Below are 18,057 nucleotides of genomic sequence, written 5' to 3'. Positions count from 1 at the left end.
GCTGTTGATGAATGCTTCGGCGGGGCGTCGGGTCTGGCTGATTATTGCGGGTCTTGCCGTGATTGCGCTGGCTGCACTGGCCGCCGTCAAGTTTCTTGCGCCCGCTTCGAATGTGGACAGCGGCTTGCGGCTGGTCCGCGAAGAGCCCTCCCGCTTCGACACCGTGGTTGTCTACGACCGCCAGGGCGAGCGCTGCATGAGCTTCGGCGCCATGGACACCACCGGGCGCCAGACCTGTTTCCGCCTGGCCGAGCCCGATACGATGGTGTTCGAGTACACACGCATGATGGCCGGCGCCCTGCTGGCGCAGCCTGCGCCCGAACGCATCCTGATCATCGGGCTGGGGGGCGGAACCCTGCCCACCGCGCTGGCCCGCATCGTGCCCGGCGCGGTGATCGACAGCGTCGAGATAGACCCGGCCGTTGTAAAAGTGGCCCAGCGGTACTTCGGCTACGAGCCGGGCCCGCGGCAGCGGGTGTTTGTGCAAGACGGCAGAGAGTTCGTCGAGCGGGCGCATCGCGAAGGCGCCACCTACGATATGGTCATGCTCGATGCCTTCGACATAGACTACATACCCGCCCACTTGCTTACGGTGGAATTCATGGAGCAGGTCAAGGGCATTTTGTCGAGCCGGGGCGTACTGGTGGCCAATTCTTTTGCCCAAAGCCAGATGTACGATCGCGAGTCGGCCACCTATGCCGCCGTGTTCGGTCCCTTCTTCAATCTGCGCGGGCGCATGGACGGCAACCGCGTCATCGTCGCCGTGCCTTCTGGCCTGCCGTCGCAGGAAGTGCTGGAGCAGAATGCCCGGATCCTGGCCGGTCCCTTGGCGGATTTCGGCATTGATGTCGCCGCCGAGCTTGAGCGCTACCGCGGGGTTCAAGACTGGCCCGATGAAGCCAAGCCGCTAAGGGACTGAGCATGCCCGGCCTTTGCGGCCAGGCTTGCTGGAGCCCGGTGCCTGACATCAAGAGACGGGCCGCGATGGTCTGCGGCTTATGCCCGGCAAGGGATTAGTCGCGTGAAGAACCCAGCCAGCCCTTGCTTGAAATATCAAACACAATGCCGTCGGGGTCTTTGAACTTCTGCTCGAAATTGTGCTTCTCGGGATCGCCCAGGCTGAAGAAGAACTTGCCGCCATGCTGCTCGATGGCCTGGGCGGCCGCTTCGGAATCTTCGACGATGAAGCCGAAATGATGCGAGCCCACATAGCCGTCCATCGCGCTGCCCGGCGAGCCCTTCAGCAGCGCCAGGTTCACCACGCCGTCGCTAAGATAGACCCCCGAGCCCATTTCAAGTGTTTCCTCGCCCACGCGCTCAAGCCCGAATACCTTCTGGTAGAACTCGGCGGCGGCCTCGAGGTCGCTTACACAGATGGCGAAATGCCTGAGCTTTGCTGTCATGGTGGTTCCTTTGATGAGTATTGGGGTGCCGGGCCGGGCGCGGCATGCTTTGCCGCCGAGCCTTCTTCCGTGCCTGCGGCCCTCCTGATATTTTATTTTAGCTTCGGCGGGCCAGATGTCGTCGGTTTCGCGCGAGGGCGAGCGCAGTACTATTTCTCCAGCCGTTTCCGGAAGTTCACGGGCCTGTCGCCTACGGAATGGAAGTCGATGTTCGGCCCTCACGACTTATGACTGCGGTGCCTACCGGCTTCAAAGCGGCCACACCAGCAGCAGCATCGGTATGGCCACGATGCCCAGCGCAATCTCCAGCGGCAGGCCCAGGCGCCAGTAGTCGCCGAAGCGGAAGCCGCCCGGGCCCAGGATGAGCGTGTTGTTCTGGTGGCCGATGGGGGTCAGGAAGGCCGCCGAGGCGCCGATGGCCACGGCCATCAGGTAGGGGTCGGCGCTGACGCCGAGCTGGTTCGCGGTGCCGATGGCGATGGGGCACATGATGGCGGCGGTTGCGGCGTTGTTGATGACGTCGGACAAGGTCATGGTTACCGCCAGCACTACCGCCAGGGCAAGAATGGCATTGCCCTGCGCCACGTTCTCAAGCAGGAACACGGCGATCAGTTTAGCCAGGCCGGTGTCTTCGGCCGCCTGTGCAACGGGCAGCAGGGCGCCCAGCAGCACAATGACAGGCCAGTCAACGGACTCATACATCTTGCGCAGGGGCAGCACCCTAAGCACCATCACCAGCAGTACGCCCAGCAGAAAGCTGATGGCCGCTGGCAGCAGGCCCGCGGCGGTAAGGCCCACCGAAAGAATCATGATGCCGGCCGCGGTGAACATTTTCTTGCGGTCCGGAGAACGCAGCGAGCGGGGCGCCAGCGGGGCGCATCCCGTATCCGAGGCAAACTCCGAGACCAGTTCGCCGGCGCCTTGCATCAGCAACACGTCGCCATCGCGCAGGGCGGTGTGGCGCACTCGGCTGTGGATGCGCGAGCCCTGTCGGGAAATGGCCAGAAGGTTGATCCCATAGCGCTTGCGCAGGTCGAGGTCGCTGGCGCTGCGCCCCAGCAGGCTCGAACCCGGCAAGATCACCAATTCGATCAGCTCTGCATCGTCGAGCTTGGCGGAGCGCTCTATCTTCTTGCTTTGTTCTTCTTCGTCTTGCAAAGGCTCGCCGGCCTCGTCGATGCCATTGCCATCGCCGTGGCTGTCCCCGTGGCTTTTTGCGTTGATATCTCCGTCGTCGCCCTCGGCATTCAGATTCGAGCGCGGTTCGATCCGATTGCGCGCCGCGCCGCCGGGCGCAGCTTGGACGGCCTCGGTTGAAGAGGCCCTTTGGAGCCTACCGTCGGTCTCGGCCTGGCCCTCGCCTTCGGCCTCCGCCGTCGAATCCTCTTCCTCCGCCTCTTCCTCTTCCTTGCTCTTTCCTTCGCCGAAAACCAGACCCAGGCTGTCCAGCGCGCCGGCCAGCGCCTCGGGGTCGGCCTCGATCAGCACGACGTCGTTCTCGCGCAGCGGCCCGGCGGCATAGGGCGATACGCGGACCTCGTTGCGCACCAGGCTGATGATTTGCGCGTCGGCGTCCTCCAGGGCGGCTTCGGCCTCGTGCAGGGTCATGCCGACGGCTTTCGACTTGGCGGCCACACGGGCTTCAGTCAGGTAAGAACCTGTGTCGAAGGAATCTGCGCCGGCGCGCTCGCGAGCGGGAACGATGCGCCAGCCGATGAAGCCGATGAACAGCAGGCCGCCCACCGCCACCGCCACGCCCACCGGCGCAAAGTCGAACATCTGGTACCCGTTTACACCTTCCTGGGTACGGAAGCTGGAGACGATCAGGTTGGAGGGTGTGCCTATGAGCGTGGTCATGCCGCCCAGTATCGTTGCGAAAGAAAGCGGCATCAGGATCTTTCCCGGCGCGATTTCGTGGCGCTGCGCCATCTGTATTGCAATGGGCATGAGCAGCGCCAGGGCGCCGACGTTGTTCATGAAGCTGGACAAGAAGGCCGCCAGGATGACCAGGGCAAAGATGGCCACGGTAGGCCCCGTATTGGTGGGCAGAACGCGTTGCGCCACCATGTCGACCACGCCGGTGTGCAGCAGCGCGCCGCTGAGTATCAGCACGCAGGCCACCGTAACCACCGCCGGATGCGCAAAGCCCGCGAACGCGTCCTGGGCGGGAACCAGCCCCACCAGCACGGCGGCAAGCAGCGCCGCGGCCGATACGATGTCATGCCGCCAGCGCCCATAAAGAAACAACCCCAGCGTTGCGACCAGAATGGCCAATATCATCCACTGGGGCTGCGTCATAGGCTGCGATCCGTTTCGTTGTTCATGGGTCTTGCCACTTTACTGAAAGGGCCCGCCGCCTGCAATCGCTGGGCCGGAGGCAGACCAGCGTTGTTTTCATTTCGGGCAAGATACATGGACTGAACAATGATTACATCTACACATGGAATGGTAAGTTGATGTCCATATAATGCGTCCCTGTGTTTCAACACTTGTAGAAGAGTGGCGCTTTATATGGAAAGTATCTTCGATTTCCTGACATCGCTTACCTACACGGCCTTCAATATATTCTGGGTGGTCGTGGCCGTATTGTGGGTGAAGTCCATTTTTGTCATCACGCCGCAGCAGCATGCCCGGGTGCTCGAGACCTTCGGACGTTATAGCGGCTATCGCTCCGCGGGGCTGTCGATCAAGCTGCCGTGGCCCCTGCAGATTGCCCGCCGGGCGTTCTCTTTGCAGACCAAGCAGATCGCCCTGCAGTTGGGCGTCAAGTCTAGGGACAACGCCTTCGTCACCATGCCGATCAGCTTGCAGTATCGGGTTACGCCCAGCCAGATCAAGGCGGCCTTCTACGAGCTGCACAATCCCGAAGAGCAGATTGAATCTTACGTGGCCACCGAGGCGCGGGCCGTGGCCGCCACCAAGACCTTTGACCAGCTTTACACCGATCGCGACGAGTTCACCCGGACCGTGCGCGAGTCGCTCGACGAAGCCATGCATGATTATGGCTATGAAATCAGGGCGGTGCTTATAGACGACCCCAGGCCTACGGCGGAAATGGTTTCCGCCTTCAACGAGGTGCTGTCCTCGCAGCGTCGCCTGGAAGCCGCGCAGAACGACGGCGAGGCCGAGAAGATCAAGCGCACCAAGAGCGCCGAGGCATCGGCCATGGCCATGGCCATTACCGCGCGCGGCATTGCGGAAAGCCGCAGCATCATCGCCGAAGGCAACGCCAAGGCCTTGGCCGCTTTCCGCGAAGACACCACCTTGACCGACGAAGATGCAATGGCCTTCATGATGGAGATCAATCGCCTCGAGGCCTTGAGGGATGCCGCCGCCAACGGCGGACGAACGGTTCTTGTCACGGGTGACGGCCAATCGGCTGCGCTCGAGGCCAAGGCCCTGCTCGCCGGCCTGGCGGGCGACGCCGGCATACGCAGCGCGCCGGCCCCGGCGGCTGGGCCGACGCCTACGCTGGCAGTCGCCCAGGATGCTGGCGCCAATGGGCGCAGTGGCAGGCACAGCGAGAAGGGCGGCGACAAGGAAGGCGAAAAGAAAGAATGAGCCGGCGGGCCGGCTCGCGCATTTCATTGGCAAGAGATCAGAGGAGGGTGTCTTGAGGGGTGTTCATGCTTCCGTTTTCGGCCTGGCCATGGCGCTGTCGGGCTCCGTCTTCGCCGCAAACTACGATCTGCCCGACAATATTCCGCAACGCAAGCCGGGCTTATGGGAAATGGTGCAAACCGGTACGGTGGGGCCCAACAAGCTCAGGAGCATCAAGCGTTATTGCCTTGACGCCAAGGCCGACCGCGCCCTGTATGAACTCGAGCTTCTTAGAAACGAGCTTACGGTCGTTTATAGCGACATCCATTGCCGGCCCCCGCGGTTCACCATGGAAGGAAATGTGTTGACCGGCGACATGATCTGCAGGACCAACTCCCTTACCGACCACCAGGACGCGGGCCAGGACTACCATTGGAAAGTGGCTTTCGACGGCGACACCCGGGCGACGTTCGAACAAGAAGCCACGCCCGTCGACGTCATGCTCTTGCTCGACGTCGACCTGGTGGAGAACCAGAAATGGGTGGGCGAGTGCCCGGCAGGCATGCAGCCGGGCGATTACATCGACGAAGGCTTTCATTACAACAGCGACGCCGACCCCGATGAAGGCCGGAAAGACAACATCTATGAATCCAGCAGGGTGGTCGGCAAGATGCTGAACGAAGGCAAGGAGATCAACAAGCGCCTGGGGGCCATGTAATGCGGCGGGCACGCTTGCAATGCTGCCTGGCCGCGCTGGCCTGGGGTGCTTCGGCGGCCGCCCCGGCCTTTGAGCTTTCCGCCGACATGCCCCCGCGCCAGCCGGGCCTTTGGTTGATGGAGCAGACCGGCACCATCAGCGATGGCAAGACCACATTCGAGATCCAGAAGGTGTGGCGAGTGTGCCTGGACGGCGAGGCCGACCGTGCCCTGCACGAACTCGAAGTGCGCGAGCAGCAGGCCAGCGTTGCGGGCCTGAACGAACGTTGCGACGAGCCCGAGCCTGTCTTCAAAGAGGGCAGGCTTTCATGGTCGATGTACTGCTCGGGGCCTTCACCCATCGAGGACAAGATCGGCAAGACCGAAATCCGGCACACCACCACCTTCGTCAGCGGCGAGGAAACGCGCGCCGAGACCGCCGTCGTCAACCTGGACAACCTCATACAAAGCAAGGGCCGTTTCGACACCGTGATGAAGCGGCTGGGCGCCTGCGCAGAAGGCAAGAAAGCCGGCGACATGCTGTTGATGCACTGGCGGGTAAACGGCGAAGAAACCCTCAAGGCGCGCCAGTTCAGGAATGTCTTTGAAAAAGTGGCCAACAGCAAGACCTTCACCGCGTCGCGCCTGAACCGCTGACCGCTGCGCAAGACCCCACTCGAGCAATGGGCGAACGCCCGCTTCGGCGAGGCATACGGTCGCGGCCCTGCGTTCTCCGTTACATGGCGGTCGCATCTTTTTCGGGGCGGCCGGCAAGGGCGTTCCTATACCGGGCTTCGAATCCTTCCTTGACACCCGAGCCTCGAATCCCTATATTTTCTGTTCCTTCATACGATAATACGTTCTGCTTATAAGAATGATATGTTGTGGCCGACTGCTTATCGTCATGGCCGGTTGTTCGTCGCGCAAAGCCACGACAGTCATTCCGGCGAGTAGAGTCGCGCGCTGCACCACTGCTGTCACAAACGAGTCGGGCGAGGCGTTTCGTCCGAACATCTTGATCATTGACGAAGGGGGAAGGCATGAGCGTAGTTCGTTTCACCAGCATGGCCGCCATTGCACTTGCACTGGCTACGCCCTGGCTGCCCAGCGCGGCGCAAGAGTCGCTGGCGTCATACAAAGGGGCCGATCGCCAGCAAAGGCTGGAGCAGGCGGCCAAGGAAGAAGGCACGCTAACCCTGTACACCAGCACGGCGCAGAAAGACATCGCCCCCCTGGTCGAGCCCTTCGAGAAAAAGTACGGCATCAAGGTCAAGTCCTGGCGCTCGGGCTCCGAGAACGTATTGCATCGCACGCTTACCGAGGCGGGCGCAGGCCGGCATGAGGTCGACATAGTGCAAAGCGCCTCCCCCGAAATGGAGTCGCTGTTTCGCGAGGGCGTGCTGCTGCCCATAGAATCGCCGGCGCAGGCCAACCTGATACCTGGCGCACTGCGGCCGCATCACGGCTGGGCGGCGTCTTTCCTGGCGGTATGGGTGCAGGCCTACAACACGAACCTGCTCAAGAAGCAAGACCTGCCCAAGACATTCGACGACCTGCTCGACCCCAAGTGGAAGGGCAAGCTGGCCATCGAGGCCGACGTCTCTGAATGGTATGCCACGGTGGTCAGCGACATGGGGGAGGAGAAAGGCATCGCCTTCTTCGACAAGCTGGCACAGCAGAATGGGATATCGGCGCGCAAGGGCCATTCATTGCTCAACAACCTGGTGGTGGCGGGCGAAGTGCCTTTGGCGCTTACCGTGTACAACTACATGCCCGAGCAGTCAAAGAAGAAGGGCGCGCCCATCGACTGGTTCGTGCTGGACCCGGCTATTGCGCGGGCCAGCGGCGCGGGCGTGGCCAAGCAGGCGCCTCATCCCAATGCCGCCTTGCTGTTCTACGACTACTTGCTGTCGGAAGAGGCGCAGAAAATATTCCTGCAGCTGGACTATGTGCCCACCAATTCCAAGGTGGCTTCGCCCTTGCACAAGATGCGCACTTCGCTGGTCGACCCCGTGCAAATACTGGACGAATCCGAAAAGTGGGAATCGGCGTTCCAGCGGATGATCAACCTAGGCAAGCCATAGCGGGCGATACTTGTGCCGGCGTTCTTGCAAGACAGTGCCTCGGAATCTAATTGAAGGCCTCGAACGCGGCGCTTAGCGCCTGCCCGTCCAGCCCGCAGCCCACCGCCACAGAAAGCAGCAGGCGCGCCTTGTGCGGCGAGAGCCATCCGGCCGGTACAAGGCCGCGCCCAAGCAGGTCTATTTCCGAACCAGGGAAGCCGTAGGTGTTGCGAAAAACTGGCCCGCTCATAACACGCGAGGCCAGCACGACCGGCATCTTGTCCGCAACGGCCTCGAGCGCGGGCGCCCATTTTTCCGATGTGTGCCCGGCACCCATGGCTTCGACCACAACGCCTTCATAGCCAAGCCCGGGCAGGGCGGCGAGCAGGTCGGGCTGGTCGTCCAGGCTTGTCTTTATCAATGCAATCTTGCCGAATCGCGTGGGTGCGAACCGCGGCATTTTGTGCGCCGGCATGTCGCGCAAAATGCGCAAGCCGCCTTCCACGTAATAGCCCAACGGCCCGCCGTTGGGTGATTGAAACGCGCTGGCCAGCCCCTTGTGCATTTTCTCCACTGCGCAGGCGTGGTGGATTTCGTCGTTCAACACTACGAGCACGCCGCAGCCTTGCATCTGCGGGCTGGCGGCCACCGCCACGGCAGCCATCAGGTTCGCGGGGCCGTCGGCGCCGGGCGCGGCCGCGCCCCGCATGGCGCCCGTCATCACCACCGGGCCATCGCCACTGTACAGCAGCTGCAATAGAAAGCTGGTTTCATCGATGGTGTCGGTGCCCTGCACGACGACGCAACCCGCGGCCGAGACATCAGCGGCCATATCGCGCGCCACTTGCGCGATCTCGTCCATGGTCAAAGAAGCGCCCGGTTTCAAGAAGGGTGTATGCACCTTCAATTGGGCGATGTCTTTCAAGGCGGGCAGGCCGGCAGCCAGGTCGTCACCCGTAAGCTGAGGCGTGATGCCCTTGGCGCCGGGGGCCATGGTAATGGTTCCGCCCAGCACGTACACATTCACTATGGGCTGCGTCATGGCTCTTGGCTCCTTGTGGCTTGCTGAAGCCAATTTTAGGGAATTCCCTAGCTTTTTAATTTATTGATCGTTTAGTTAATATTCGATTATTAACCGTTGCGGCAGATGGCGGCAACTCTCTTTCATTCAACAGGAGACACAATCATGAAGATGACCATCCTCGCTGCGGCGCTTACCGCTTGTTGCGCAGCCTTGTCCGCGCACGCCGCCGAAACAGTCAAAATCGGCCTGATCGAACCCTTAACCGGGTCGGTCGCCTATAACGGCGTCTCGGCTGTGAATGGCGCAAAAATTGCCGTGGCCGAGCGCAATGCCAAGGCGGGCGAAAACGGCGTCAAGTACGAACTGGTGGTAGAAGACGGCCAGTGCCAGCCCTCGAAAACGGTCAGCGCGGCCGAAAAGCTCATCCAGAAAGACCAGGTGCCCGTGATCGTGGGGGCGTTCTGCAGCTCGGCAACCATCGCCGCCATGAGCGTCATAGAAAAATACCAGGTACCCATGGTGTCGGGCATTTCGTCGAAAAGCGACCTGACCGAGCGCGGCAACAAATGGTTCTTCCGCAGCGCCGAGACCGACGGCCTGCTTGCCAAGGCCTTTGCCAAGATACTGGTCGATCAGCTCAAGCTCAAGAAAATCGCCTACATCGGCGTGAACGACGACTGGGGCAGGGGCGGCATCAGCGAATTCTCCAGCCAGATCGAAGCGGCGGGCGGTGAAACCGCCATGAAACTGTACTTCGACCATGGCGCTACCGATTTCTACACGCTGCTTACCCGCGTGCGCGCCGCCAAGCCCGATGGCGTGTTCGTGGCCGCCGAGACGCAGGACGGCTCCATCCTGGTCAAGCAGATGAAAGAAGTCGGCCTTGAAAGCCAGGTATTCGGGGTGGGCAGCTGGGCCACGGCCGATTTCGTGAAGCTGGCCGGCGAGGCCGCCGAGGGCATCCACGCCGCCGTGCCCTACGCCTACACCATCGACCGTCCCGAGAACAAGGTGTTCGTCAAGGAATACCAGGAAGCCTACAACGAGCTGCCGGGCAAGTATTCGGCGGCGGGCTACAACGCGCTGAACATCGTCATGGACGCCATCGAGCGCGCGGGCGAAGCCACGCCGCAGAAAATACGCGACGCCCTGCCGGCCACCGACTACAAGGGCCCCAACGGCACCTTCAAGTTCACCGACAAGGGCCAGGGCTACGGCTTTGACGCGGTGCTGGTAAAGCTGCACGAAGGCGCCCCCCAAATCGTCGATCGCGCCACCGTCACGCCCGAATGACAATGCTTGCCGGGCGCAAGCCCACCTTATGGAGATGACAGGTGTTTGATCTGTTCCTGCAGTTCGTACTGAACGGCTTGGTCAATGGAACCTTCTATGCGCTGTCGGCGCTGGGGCTTACATTGATCTTCGGCCTGATGCGCTTGGTGAACTTCGCCCATGGCGAGTTCTACATGATGGGAGGCATACTTGGCTGGGTCGTAACCAGCCAGCTGGGCCTTGATTTCTTCAGCGGCCTGGTCGTCGTCGTGGCCGTCATGGCGGCGTTCGGCTGGCTGCTCGACCGGTTCATCATCGTACGAGTACGCGACAAAGGGCCCGAGCCCGGCATCCTGCTGACCATCGGCCTGGCGATATTCCTGACCAATACCGCCTTGCTGCTGGTCGGCACCGCGCCCCACAAGGTCGTGGCTCCGGTCTCGAACGCGCCGCTGCTGCTGGGGCCGGTCATTATCACCAAAGTGCGCATATTCGCCGTGGCGGTGTCCATCCTGGCCATCGTGGGCGCGCGCCTGCTCATCCAGAAGACCAAGCTGGGCCGCGCCATGCGGGCCACTTTCCAGGACGCTACCGCGGCCAGCCTGGTGGGCATCAACACCGCGTCGATCTATGCCTCGACGTTTGCGCTGGGTTCGGCGCTGGCGGCCACTTCAGGCATGCTGCTGGGCTCGATCTATGTGGCCCAGGCCTCCATCGGCGGGCTGATCAGCCTGAAGGCGTTTGTCGTGGTCATTCTGGGCGGCATGGGCAATTTTGCCGGCGCCATTCTGGGCGGGCTCATCCTGGGCGTGGCCGAAGCATTGTGGGGGGGATACGTGCAGACGGGTACTGTGGACATGGTGGGTTTTGCACTGGTGATATTGATTCTTTTCTTCCGCCCCTACGGTTTGTTCTCGATACGAGCGGAGCGTGCCTAAATGAATTTCGAACGTAACGCCATGGCGGCATTCCTGGTCATTGCCTTCCTGCTCGGCGCCTTCCTGCAGAACGAATACCTGCTGCACATTCTTATTCTGGTGCTGCTCTATACCATCCTGTCGGCCAGCCTGAACCTCATCGTGGGCTATGTGGGCGAGTTCCCACTTGGCCACGTCGCATTCTTCGGGCTGGGCGCGTATTCGGTGGCCATACTCAGCAGCCCCGATGTCGGCTGGCCCATGCTGGTGACCATACCGCTGGCGGCCGTCATCGCGGCGGTGGCCGGATGGTTCATCGGACGCATCACGCTAAGGCTGAACGGGCCGTTCTTCGTCATTGTCACGCTGGCCTTCGCCGAAGTGCTGCGCCTGCTGGCCAGCAACTGGATCGGCCTGACCAATGGCCCGATGGGCATATCGGGCATCGCCAGGCCGGCCATCCTCGACTGGTGGCCCTGGCTGCACGGCAAGCGCGGCTTCGTCATGATGGGCGTCGTGCTTACCGCCTTCACCCTGTTCGTCACCTGGCGGGTCGTGCGCTCCAGCGCCGGCCGCGCCGCCGTAACCTTGCGCGAGAACAACTACGTGGCGCAGTCGGTCGGCATCAATCCGCTGCGCTATTCCATGTTCGTGTTCGTGGTGGCGGCGTTCCTGGCGGGCGTCTCGGGCGCCTACTACGCCACCTATATCTCGTTTGTCGGCCCCGAGGTCTTCGCCTTCCCGTTCACCGCCACGATGATCATCATCGTGCTGCTCGGGGGCAAAGGCTCGCTGGTGGGCCCCATTCTGGGCGCCGTCATCGTGACCTTGCTCGAGGAATACCTGCGTGAATTCAAAGAAGTGCGCCTGTCGCTGTTCGGCCTGATCGTCATGGCGGTGGTGCTGTTCGCGCCCGACGGCGTCATGGGCTATGTGCGCCGGCGCTTCCCGATCTTCTATAAAAGGGCGTCCCATGCTTGAAGTAAAGGGCTTGAGCAAGTCGTTCGGCGGCATCCATGCCGTGCAGGACATCAACTTCACCGTTCCCAAGGGCCAGATCGTCAGCCTCATCGGCCCCAATGGCGCAGGCAAGACCACCTGCTTCAATCTCATTACCGGCTTTTATCAGCCCACCAGGGGCCAGGTGTTCTGGGATGGAGCCGACGTTACCGCCAGCAAGCCGTACGACATGGCGCAACGCGGGGTCATCCGCACATTCCAGAAAACAAACGTGCTGCGCGGCCTCAGCGCCTTCGAGAACATCGTCCACGCCCACTACCTGCGCGACCGCACGCCCTTGTGGCGCACCTTCTGGCGCGCGCCCGACAGCCGCCGCGTGCAGGCCGAAATACAGGAATCGGCCCGCGCCATCCTTGACCTGGTGGGCCTTGGCAAGCGGCAAGACGTCGAGGCCGGATCGCTGTCCTGCGGCGAGCTGAGGCTGCTCGAGGTGGGCGTTGCATTGGGCGCCAAGCCCAGGTTGCTGATGCTTGACGAACCCGCCGCGGGCCTGAACAGCCGCGAGGCGGAAGGACTGGGCGGCCTGCTGCGCACCCTGCCCGGCAAATGGGTAGAGTCGCTACTGCTAGTGGAGCACAATATGCACCTGGTCATGCAGGTGTCGCATCACGTGGTTGTGATGAACTTCGGCAAGAAGCTGGCCGCCGGCACGCCGGCCGAGATCCAGGCGAACGAAGAAGTATTGGAAGCCTACATGGGGACAGCGGCATGACGCATCAAAATGAATCCGAGGTCCTGCTCGAGCTGGACAATGTCGTGGCGGGCTACGGCAACCTGGTCGCGCTGCACGGCATCAGCCTTTCGGTGCGCCATAAAGAGGTCGTGGCCCTGCTGGGCGCCAACGGCGCCGGAAAATCGACCACCTTGCGCACCATCTCGGGGCTGATCAAGCCCAGCGCCGGCGCCATACGGTGGAAGGGGCAGGGCATCGCCGGCAGCCCGCCCGAAGCCATCTTGCGCCTCGGCATATCGCACTGCCCCGAAGAGCGCCATGTATGGCCCGAGATGACCGTGGAAGAAAACGTCGAGCTGGGCGGCTACCTGCTCAATTCCAAGGTAGAGCTGCGGCGCCGCAAGGAAATCGCCTTTCATCGCTTTCCGCGCCTGCGTGAACGCGCCCGGCAGCTGGCCGGAACGCTAAGCGGGGGCGAGCAGCAGATGCTGGCCATTGCGCGCGCACTGATGTCCGAGCCGCAACTGCTGATCCTCGACGAACCCAGCCTCGGCCTGAGTCCGCGCATGGCCGACGAAGTATTCGACGTCATCCGCGAGATCAACGCCCATGGTGTTTCCATTCTGGTGGTGGAGCAGAACGTGCACAAGGCCCTGAACGTAGCCTCGCGGGCCTATGTGCTGGAAACCGGCGAGGTCATCGCCGAGAAGGACAGCGCCAGCCTGAAGAACGATCCGGAACTGCTCAACGCCTACCTGGGCGGCTAGCCGGCCGGGGCCACGGGCGGGCGGTTGCCAACCGGCGGCTCGGCGCCCGCACTTGACTCTATGGGCCGCCTTGGCGCCGCTTGCCGCATAAGGGCGCGCCCGATGCGCGGGGCGTAGGGCGGCAGGCGCCGGCTTAACGGATGGTGTTGCTCAAGCGTCCCAGGCCTGTGATCTCAACTTCGACCTTGTCGCCGCTTTGCAGGAACTTGGGCGGGGTGAAGCCGATGCCCACGCCCACTGGCGTCCCGGTGGCGATGACGTCGCCGGGCAGCAGCGTCATGCCCCTGGAAAGCGTGGCGATCAGCGTGGGGATGTCGAAGATCAGGTCGCGCGTGTTCGAGTCTTGCCGCAGCTCGCCGTTGACCCAGCACTGAACCTGCAGGTTGCCGCTGTCGACTTCATCGGCGGTAACCAGCCAGGGGCCCATGGGGCAGGAAGTTTCAAACGACTTGCCCAGGAACCACTGCTTGTGCACCGCCTGCAGGTCGCGCGCGGTAAGGTCGTTGATGACGACGAAGCCGAACACATGGCCCATGGCGTCGGCCGGCTCGATGCCTTGCCCGGCCTTGCCTATGACCACGCCCAGTTCCGCCTCGTAGTCGAGCTGCTGGCTCTGGTTGCCGGGGTAGCCGATTTTCGTATTGGTGCCCACCACGGTTTCGGGCATTTTCGTGAAGATGATGGGTGCCTTGGGCACGGCGTCGCTGGCGCTGGATGCGCTGCTGTCAAAGCCGCTTTTCGTGAACTCGTGCGCGTGCTCGTAGTAGTTCTTGCCCACGCACATCACATTGCGGTGCGGGCGGCGAATAGGGGCCAGCACAGTGGCTTCGCCCAGTGCAATGGGCTCGCTTTCGCTCCAGTTCTTGCCCGAGGCCGAAGCGTGTTCGATGAACGCCTGCATATCGGCAACCCGGCGCCCGTCGATGCTTAGCGGCCGGGCCGTGGCGTTGTCGCTGTCTATGGTTGCTACAAAGATCTCGTCGCGATGGCTTAGCGTGGCGAGTTTCATGAATTGTCCCCTTGTGGTTGTAGGTGCGGCTAGGATTCCGGGTCGAGCGTGGGCAGGCGCGAAAGCAGGCGATCGCGCGTGTGCTCGGAATGTTGGCGGGTAAGTTCGACGAACTGGCCTATTTCGCCCATGACGAAGGTCTTGGCCAGAAGCGTGTGTTCTTCCTGGGCCTGGCGCAGGTCGCCCGTAAGATGGGTTTCGGTGCGTATATACGATTCGATCAGGTTGCGCGAGTGGTCGAGCGCCTTGAGATGATGAGGGCAGTCGGCCGGAGTGAGCAGGGCGGTATGGAACTGCATGTTCAGGTCGAACCAGCGGGCCGTGCCGGCCGGGTCGGTTTCTTCGGCCAGCGGCGTCATTTCGGAAATGATCGCGTAGATGCGGGCGATGTCCGCTTCGGTGCGCTTTTGAATCGAGCGGCGCGCAAGCTCGGTTTCAAGCAGGCGCCTAAGATCGAAGACCTCGGTGATCTGCTTGGGGTCGAGCGAGGCCACCGCGTATCCGCGGCGCGGATGCAGCACCACGATGCCGTCGGCCTCGAGCCGGGGCAGGGCCTCGCGCAGCGGGCTGCGGCTTACCCCGAGCTTGGCCGCGACTTCATCTTGCCGAAGCATCTGTCCGGGGCTGAACACGCCGTTCAAGATGGCGTCCCGCAACTTTTTATAGACGATGCTGGGTAGGGTTTCGGCAGGGCCGATTCCGGTGAATTCGTGTGCGCTCATGTCCTGTCAAAGCCCCTTGTGATAGCCTGCTCAGACCGTGTTTTCTAGATTGTATAAAAAATAAGTCGTTGTGGTCAATACTCTGGTGGCATAGCCGAGCCTTGCATCCATATGCGGAACCAGAAGTTAATGGCTCCATATACCAGCTTGCTATAGGCATTATAGGAATTTTCTTACGCAGCTAGGTATAAACACTTATTCAATCCTGAATAGACAGCTTTATCATTGAGTCATTCCATAAATTTTATTTTGTATAAAGTTTATCGGATGCACCCAAATCGCGTTCTTGAAAGGAGTCGCAATGACCACCAATGCAACCAGTCCCGTCAGGTATCTGAATCCCGAAGGCTCTTGCCCCGCCCAAGGCCTGTATTCCCACGTGGGCACGCCCGACGGCAAGCTCATGTTCATCGCCGGCCAGCTGGCGGTGGGGGCCGATGGCGGCGTGGTGGGCAAGCACGATTTCGATGCGCAATTTCGCCAGGTGTTCAGCAACCTGGGCGACGTGCTGCGGGGGCTGGGGGGCGACTACAGCAATATCCTCAAGTTCACCACCTATCTCGTGCACTCGCAGGACATCGACCATTTCATGAGGCTGCGCGCCGAAATGTTCCCGCAGTTCTTCGGCGACAAAGACTACCCGCCCAACACGCTGCTTACCATCGACCGTCTCGTCAAGGAAGACTTCCTCATCGAGGTCGAAGCCACCGCCTACATCGGCGACTAGCCACTAACGGGAGCCAGGACGTGATCACAGAAAGCTTCGAGTTCGAAGGCATTCCGGTCAACTGCTATCGGGCCGGGGGCGGCCCGGCCCTGCTGCTGCTTCATGGGTCGGGGCCTGGGGCTTCCAGCATAGGCAATTGGCGCCCTGTGCTGTCCGCCCTGGCCGAGCGCTTCGACGTATACGCCCCCGACATGGTCGGTTTCGGCAAAAGCGGCCGCAAGCCCGCCGCGCCATACTTCGATTACGCACTGTGGGTGCGCCAGGCCACCGCCATGCTGCAGCGCATTCCCCAGAAGCGGGTCGGGGTCATCGCGCATTCGCTGTCGGCTTCCATCGGGCTCACCATGGCGGCCGACCAGCCGCGCGTGGCGGGCATCATGACAACCGGCGCCATGGGGGCCCACTTCAAGCTTCAACCCGGAACCACCCGTACCTGGACATGCCCGCGCAACCGCGAGCAACTGGTCGCGGCGCTGTCGGGCCTTATACACGATACGTCGGGCATAGACGAGGCCTACCTGCAGGCGCGTGAGCAGGTCATCTTCGCCCCGGGCTATGCCGACTACTTTGACGAAATGTTCGGGGGCGACCAGCAAAAATACATCGACGCCGCCATCTTGTCCGACGAAACCCTGGCGCGGGTCCAGTGCCCCGTGCTGATGCTGCACGGGCGCGAAGACGGGTCTTTCCCGCCTTCATGTTCGGAACAGATTGCGGGCAAGCTGAAACGGGCCGACCTCATGCTGCTCAGCGACTGTTCCCACTCGGTTGCGGTAGAGCGCACCCCCACGTTCCTGGCCTTGGCCAATGAGTTCTTCGACGGGCTCTTGAACAATGATAACGGAGGCTAATAATTATGGAAAAGCGCAAGGGCTATTTGCTCAAGGGCAAAGTTCTAGATGGCACGTTGAATAAGCCAGTAGAGCAAGGCGCCGTGGTGGTTGATGGCGAGCATATCGCCTGGGTCGGAATGGCCGATGCCATACCCGCACAATACAATCCGGCCGAGTACGAGCTGATCGACTTGCCTGGGCGTACGATCATGCCTGGATTGGTCGACGGCCATACCCACATCTCTTTTGGCGAGTCGCGCTCGGAAGAAGAGAACGCGCTGTATACGCCGCCCGAGTTCCGCACGGCCAAGGCGCTGTACTACTCGAAGAAGGTGCTGCAGGCCGGCGTGACCAGTGCGTTCGACGCGGCCACCACCTATGGCGTAGCGCAGGCTGTGCGCGATGCCATCGACACCGGCATGTTCCCAGGGCCGCGTTTCACAGTTTCGGGCAAGCAGATCACCAACCACCAGGGTCTCGAAGACTCTTTTCCCAGCAATATGGAATTTCCGCTGGGACAGTCCGCCGTGTTGGTGAAAACCAAAAGCGACCTCGTCGAAGCCATTCGCCTGCAGGTGAAGGATGAAGTGGATGCCATCAAGGTATCGGGGTCCAACGATAACCTCATTACTCCCGATGCATTAGGCGCATCCGCGTTCACGCTCGAAGAGCTCAAGATCATTGTTGACGAAACCCACCGACTGGGCAAGCTGTGCAGCGTTCATGCACGCTCGTGCGACTCGGCGCGTGACTCGGCCCTGGCCGGTTTCGACAACCTCTTTCATGCTTCGTATATCGACGATGCCGGCATCGAGGCTTGTCTGAAGAACAATTGCGTCATTACGCCCACGCTCACTTTGCTCGTCAATCTCATCGAAGCGAATCCGGCCAACGCGGGCGCGTCGACGGCATCGGCTTTCGAAAGAGAGGTCGAGGCGGCCAGCGTGAATTTGCGCAAGGCCTTCGAGGCCGGGGTGCCCTTGATCGCCGGCAGCGAAAGCGGATGGTCGCCGGTGCCCTATGGCCAATGGCATGCACGCGAGATGGAAGTTTTCGTGAAGTATCTGGGTCTGTCACCGTTGCAGGCTATACACGCCAATACGTTAGGCGCCACTCGCCTGCTGTCTCCTCGCTACCGCGATCAGGTCGGCAAGCTCGAGGCGGGTCGGTACGCCGACATCCTGGTGCTGCCCGGAGACCCTACGCAAGATATAACCCTGCTTCAACGGCCCAGCCGCTTCGACTACATCTTCAAGGGCGGGCAGCCGATAGACCGTACTCCACCAGCACCCCGCAGACGCAAGTGGTACGAGCGCACCAAAACCTTCCTTGCCGGCTTGTATGTGTTCGACGAGGAAAAAGGCTGCGGTCATCTCATTCCAGAGTGACGG

General features: G+C 61.7%; 18 protein-coding genes. 13 read left to right on the top strand and 5 right to left on the bottom strand.

Translation table 11 applies throughout. The annotated features are described in order from the left end of the window. The first annotated feature begins 7 nt into the window (after nt 1–7). Nucleotides 8–919: a spermidine synthase gene (locus tag C7440_RS09140; RefSeq protein ID WP_116518301.1), complete on the top strand. Its 912-nt coding sequence runs from the start codon at nt 8–10 to the stop codon at nt 917–919. 94 nt (nt 920–1,013) lie between these two features. On the opposite strand, the gene C7440_RS09135 is transcribed toward C7440_RS09140, so the two are convergent. Together C7440_RS09135 and C7440_RS09130 are read right to left on the bottom strand one after the other, a co-directional pair. Continuing rightward, nucleotides 1,014–1,403, bottom strand: coding sequence for a VOC family protein (locus C7440_RS09135; protein ID WP_017522913.1), 390 nt, complete (start codon nt 1,401–1,403; stop codon nt 1,014–1,016). 249 nt (nt 1,404–1,652) lie between these two features. Then, nucleotides 1,653–3,701 carry an SLC13 family permease gene (locus C7440_RS09130; RefSeq protein ID WP_017522904.1) on the bottom strand — a complete coding sequence of 683 codons (2,049 nt, stop codon included), beginning with the start codon at nt 3,699–3,701 and terminating at the stop codon, nt 1,653–1,655. A 213-nt stretch (nt 3,702–3,914) separates the two neighbouring features. Between C7440_RS09130 and C7440_RS09125 the strand changes: the two genes are divergently transcribed. The 4 genes from C7440_RS09125 to C7440_RS09110 all read left to right on the top strand — a co-directional run bounded on the left by C7440_RS09125 (nt 3,915) and on the right by C7440_RS09110 (nt 7,723). Next, a complete protein-coding gene (locus C7440_RS09125) occupies nt 3,915–4,964 on the top strand; it encodes an SPFH domain-containing protein (RefSeq protein ID WP_116518300.1) in 1,050 nt (349 codons plus the stop codon). A gap of 52 nt (nt 4,965–5,016) precedes the next feature. Further along, the gene (locus tag C7440_RS09120; RefSeq protein ID WP_118984233.1) at nt 5,017–5,661 is read left to right on the top strand and encodes a DUF3617 domain-containing protein; all 645 of its coding nucleotides are present in this window, start codon (nt 5,017–5,019) and stop codon (nt 5,659–5,661) included. Continuing rightward, nucleotides 5,661–6,296 (top strand): DUF3617 domain-containing protein, encoded by a 636-nt coding sequence (locus C7440_RS09115; protein WP_116518298.1) that lies wholly within the window; start codon nt 5,661–5,663, stop codon nt 6,294–6,296. Before C7440_RS09120 ends, C7440_RS09115 begins: the two co-directional genes overlap by 1 nt. 383 nt (nt 6,297–6,679) lie before the next feature. After that, nucleotides 6,680–7,723, top strand: a complete 1,044-nt coding sequence (locus C7440_RS09110; protein ID WP_116518297.1) for an ABC transporter substrate-binding protein — start codon at nt 6,680–6,682, stop codon at nt 7,721–7,723. A 46-nt stretch (nt 7,724–7,769) separates the two neighbouring features. On the opposite strand, the gene C7440_RS09105 is transcribed toward C7440_RS09110, so the two are convergent. Next, nucleotides 7,770–8,744 (bottom strand): asparaginase, encoded by a 975-nt coding sequence (locus C7440_RS09105; RefSeq protein ID WP_116518296.1) that lies wholly within the window; start codon nt 8,742–8,744, stop codon nt 7,770–7,772. A gap of 144 nt (nt 8,745–8,888) precedes the next feature. Between C7440_RS09105 and C7440_RS09100 the strand changes: the two genes are divergently transcribed. The 5 genes from C7440_RS09100 to C7440_RS09080 are packed head-to-tail and all read left to right on the top strand — an operon-like array spanning nt 8,889 to nt 13,375. Beyond that, nucleotides 8,889–10,019, top strand: coding sequence for an ABC transporter substrate-binding protein (locus C7440_RS09100; RefSeq protein WP_116518295.1), 1,131 nt, complete (start codon nt 8,889–8,891; stop codon nt 10,017–10,019). A 41-nt stretch (nt 10,020–10,060) separates the two neighbouring features. After that, nucleotides 10,061–10,936, top strand: a complete 876-nt coding sequence (locus C7440_RS09095) for a branched-chain amino acid ABC transporter permease (RefSeq protein WP_116518294.1) — start codon at nt 10,061–10,063, stop codon at nt 10,934–10,936. Further along, nucleotides 10,937–11,896 (top strand): branched-chain amino acid ABC transporter permease, encoded by a 960-nt coding sequence (locus C7440_RS09090; protein WP_017524210.1) that lies wholly within the window; start codon nt 10,937–10,939, stop codon nt 11,894–11,896. It begins immediately after the preceding gene. Further along, a complete protein-coding gene (locus C7440_RS09085) occupies nt 11,889–12,647 on the top strand; it encodes an ABC transporter ATP-binding protein (RefSeq protein ID WP_116518293.1) in 759 nt (252 codons plus the stop codon). Before C7440_RS09090 ends, C7440_RS09085 begins: the two co-directional genes overlap by 8 nt. Further along, the gene (locus tag C7440_RS09080; RefSeq protein ID WP_017524208.1) at nt 12,644–13,375 is read left to right on the top strand and encodes an ABC transporter ATP-binding protein; all 732 of its coding nucleotides are present in this window, start codon (nt 12,644–12,646) and stop codon (nt 13,373–13,375) included. Before C7440_RS09085 ends, C7440_RS09080 begins: the two co-directional genes overlap by 4 nt. A gap of 133 nt (nt 13,376–13,508) precedes the next feature. On the opposite strand, the gene C7440_RS09075 is transcribed toward C7440_RS09080, so the two are convergent. Further along, nucleotides 13,509–14,384: a fumarylacetoacetate hydrolase family protein gene (locus tag C7440_RS09075; RefSeq protein ID WP_017524207.1), complete on the bottom strand. Its 876-nt coding sequence runs from the start codon at nt 14,382–14,384 to the stop codon at nt 13,509–13,511. 29 nt (nt 14,385–14,413) lie between these two features. Beyond that, nucleotides 14,414–15,106 (bottom strand): GntR family transcriptional regulator, encoded by a 693-nt coding sequence (locus C7440_RS09070; RefSeq protein ID WP_017524206.1) that lies wholly within the window; start codon nt 15,104–15,106, stop codon nt 14,414–14,416. 301 nt (nt 15,107–15,407) lie between these two features. On the opposite strand from C7440_RS09070, the gene C7440_RS09065 reads away from it, so the two are divergent. The 3 genes from C7440_RS09065 to C7440_RS09055 are packed head-to-tail and all read left to right on the top strand — an operon-like array spanning nt 15,408 to nt 18,054. Beyond that, the gene (locus tag C7440_RS09065) at nt 15,408–15,833 is read left to right on the top strand and encodes a RidA family protein (protein ID WP_116518292.1); all 426 of its coding nucleotides are present in this window, start codon (nt 15,408–15,410) and stop codon (nt 15,831–15,833) included. Between the two features lie 20 nt (nt 15,834–15,853). Continuing rightward, nucleotides 15,854–16,684, top strand: a complete 831-nt coding sequence (locus C7440_RS09060) for an alpha/beta fold hydrolase (RefSeq protein ID WP_116518291.1) — start codon at nt 15,854–15,856, stop codon at nt 16,682–16,684. 5 nt (nt 16,685–16,689) lie between these two features. Then, nucleotides 16,690–18,054 carry a metal-dependent hydrolase family protein gene (locus tag C7440_RS09055; RefSeq protein ID WP_116518290.1) on the top strand — a complete coding sequence of 455 codons (1,365 nt, stop codon included), beginning with the start codon at nt 16,690–16,692 and terminating at the stop codon, nt 18,052–18,054. The last annotated feature ends 3 nt before the right edge of the window (nt 18,055–18,057 follow it).

Source organism: Pusillimonas noertemannii, assembly GCF_003096595.1.
GTDB classification, from domain to species: Bacteria; Pseudomonadota; Gammaproteobacteria; order Burkholderiales; family Burkholderiaceae_B; genus Pusillimonas; species Pusillimonas noertemannii.
Note: the sequence above shows the minus strand (reverse complement) of the source record. Positions and strands in the feature narration are given on the sequence as shown.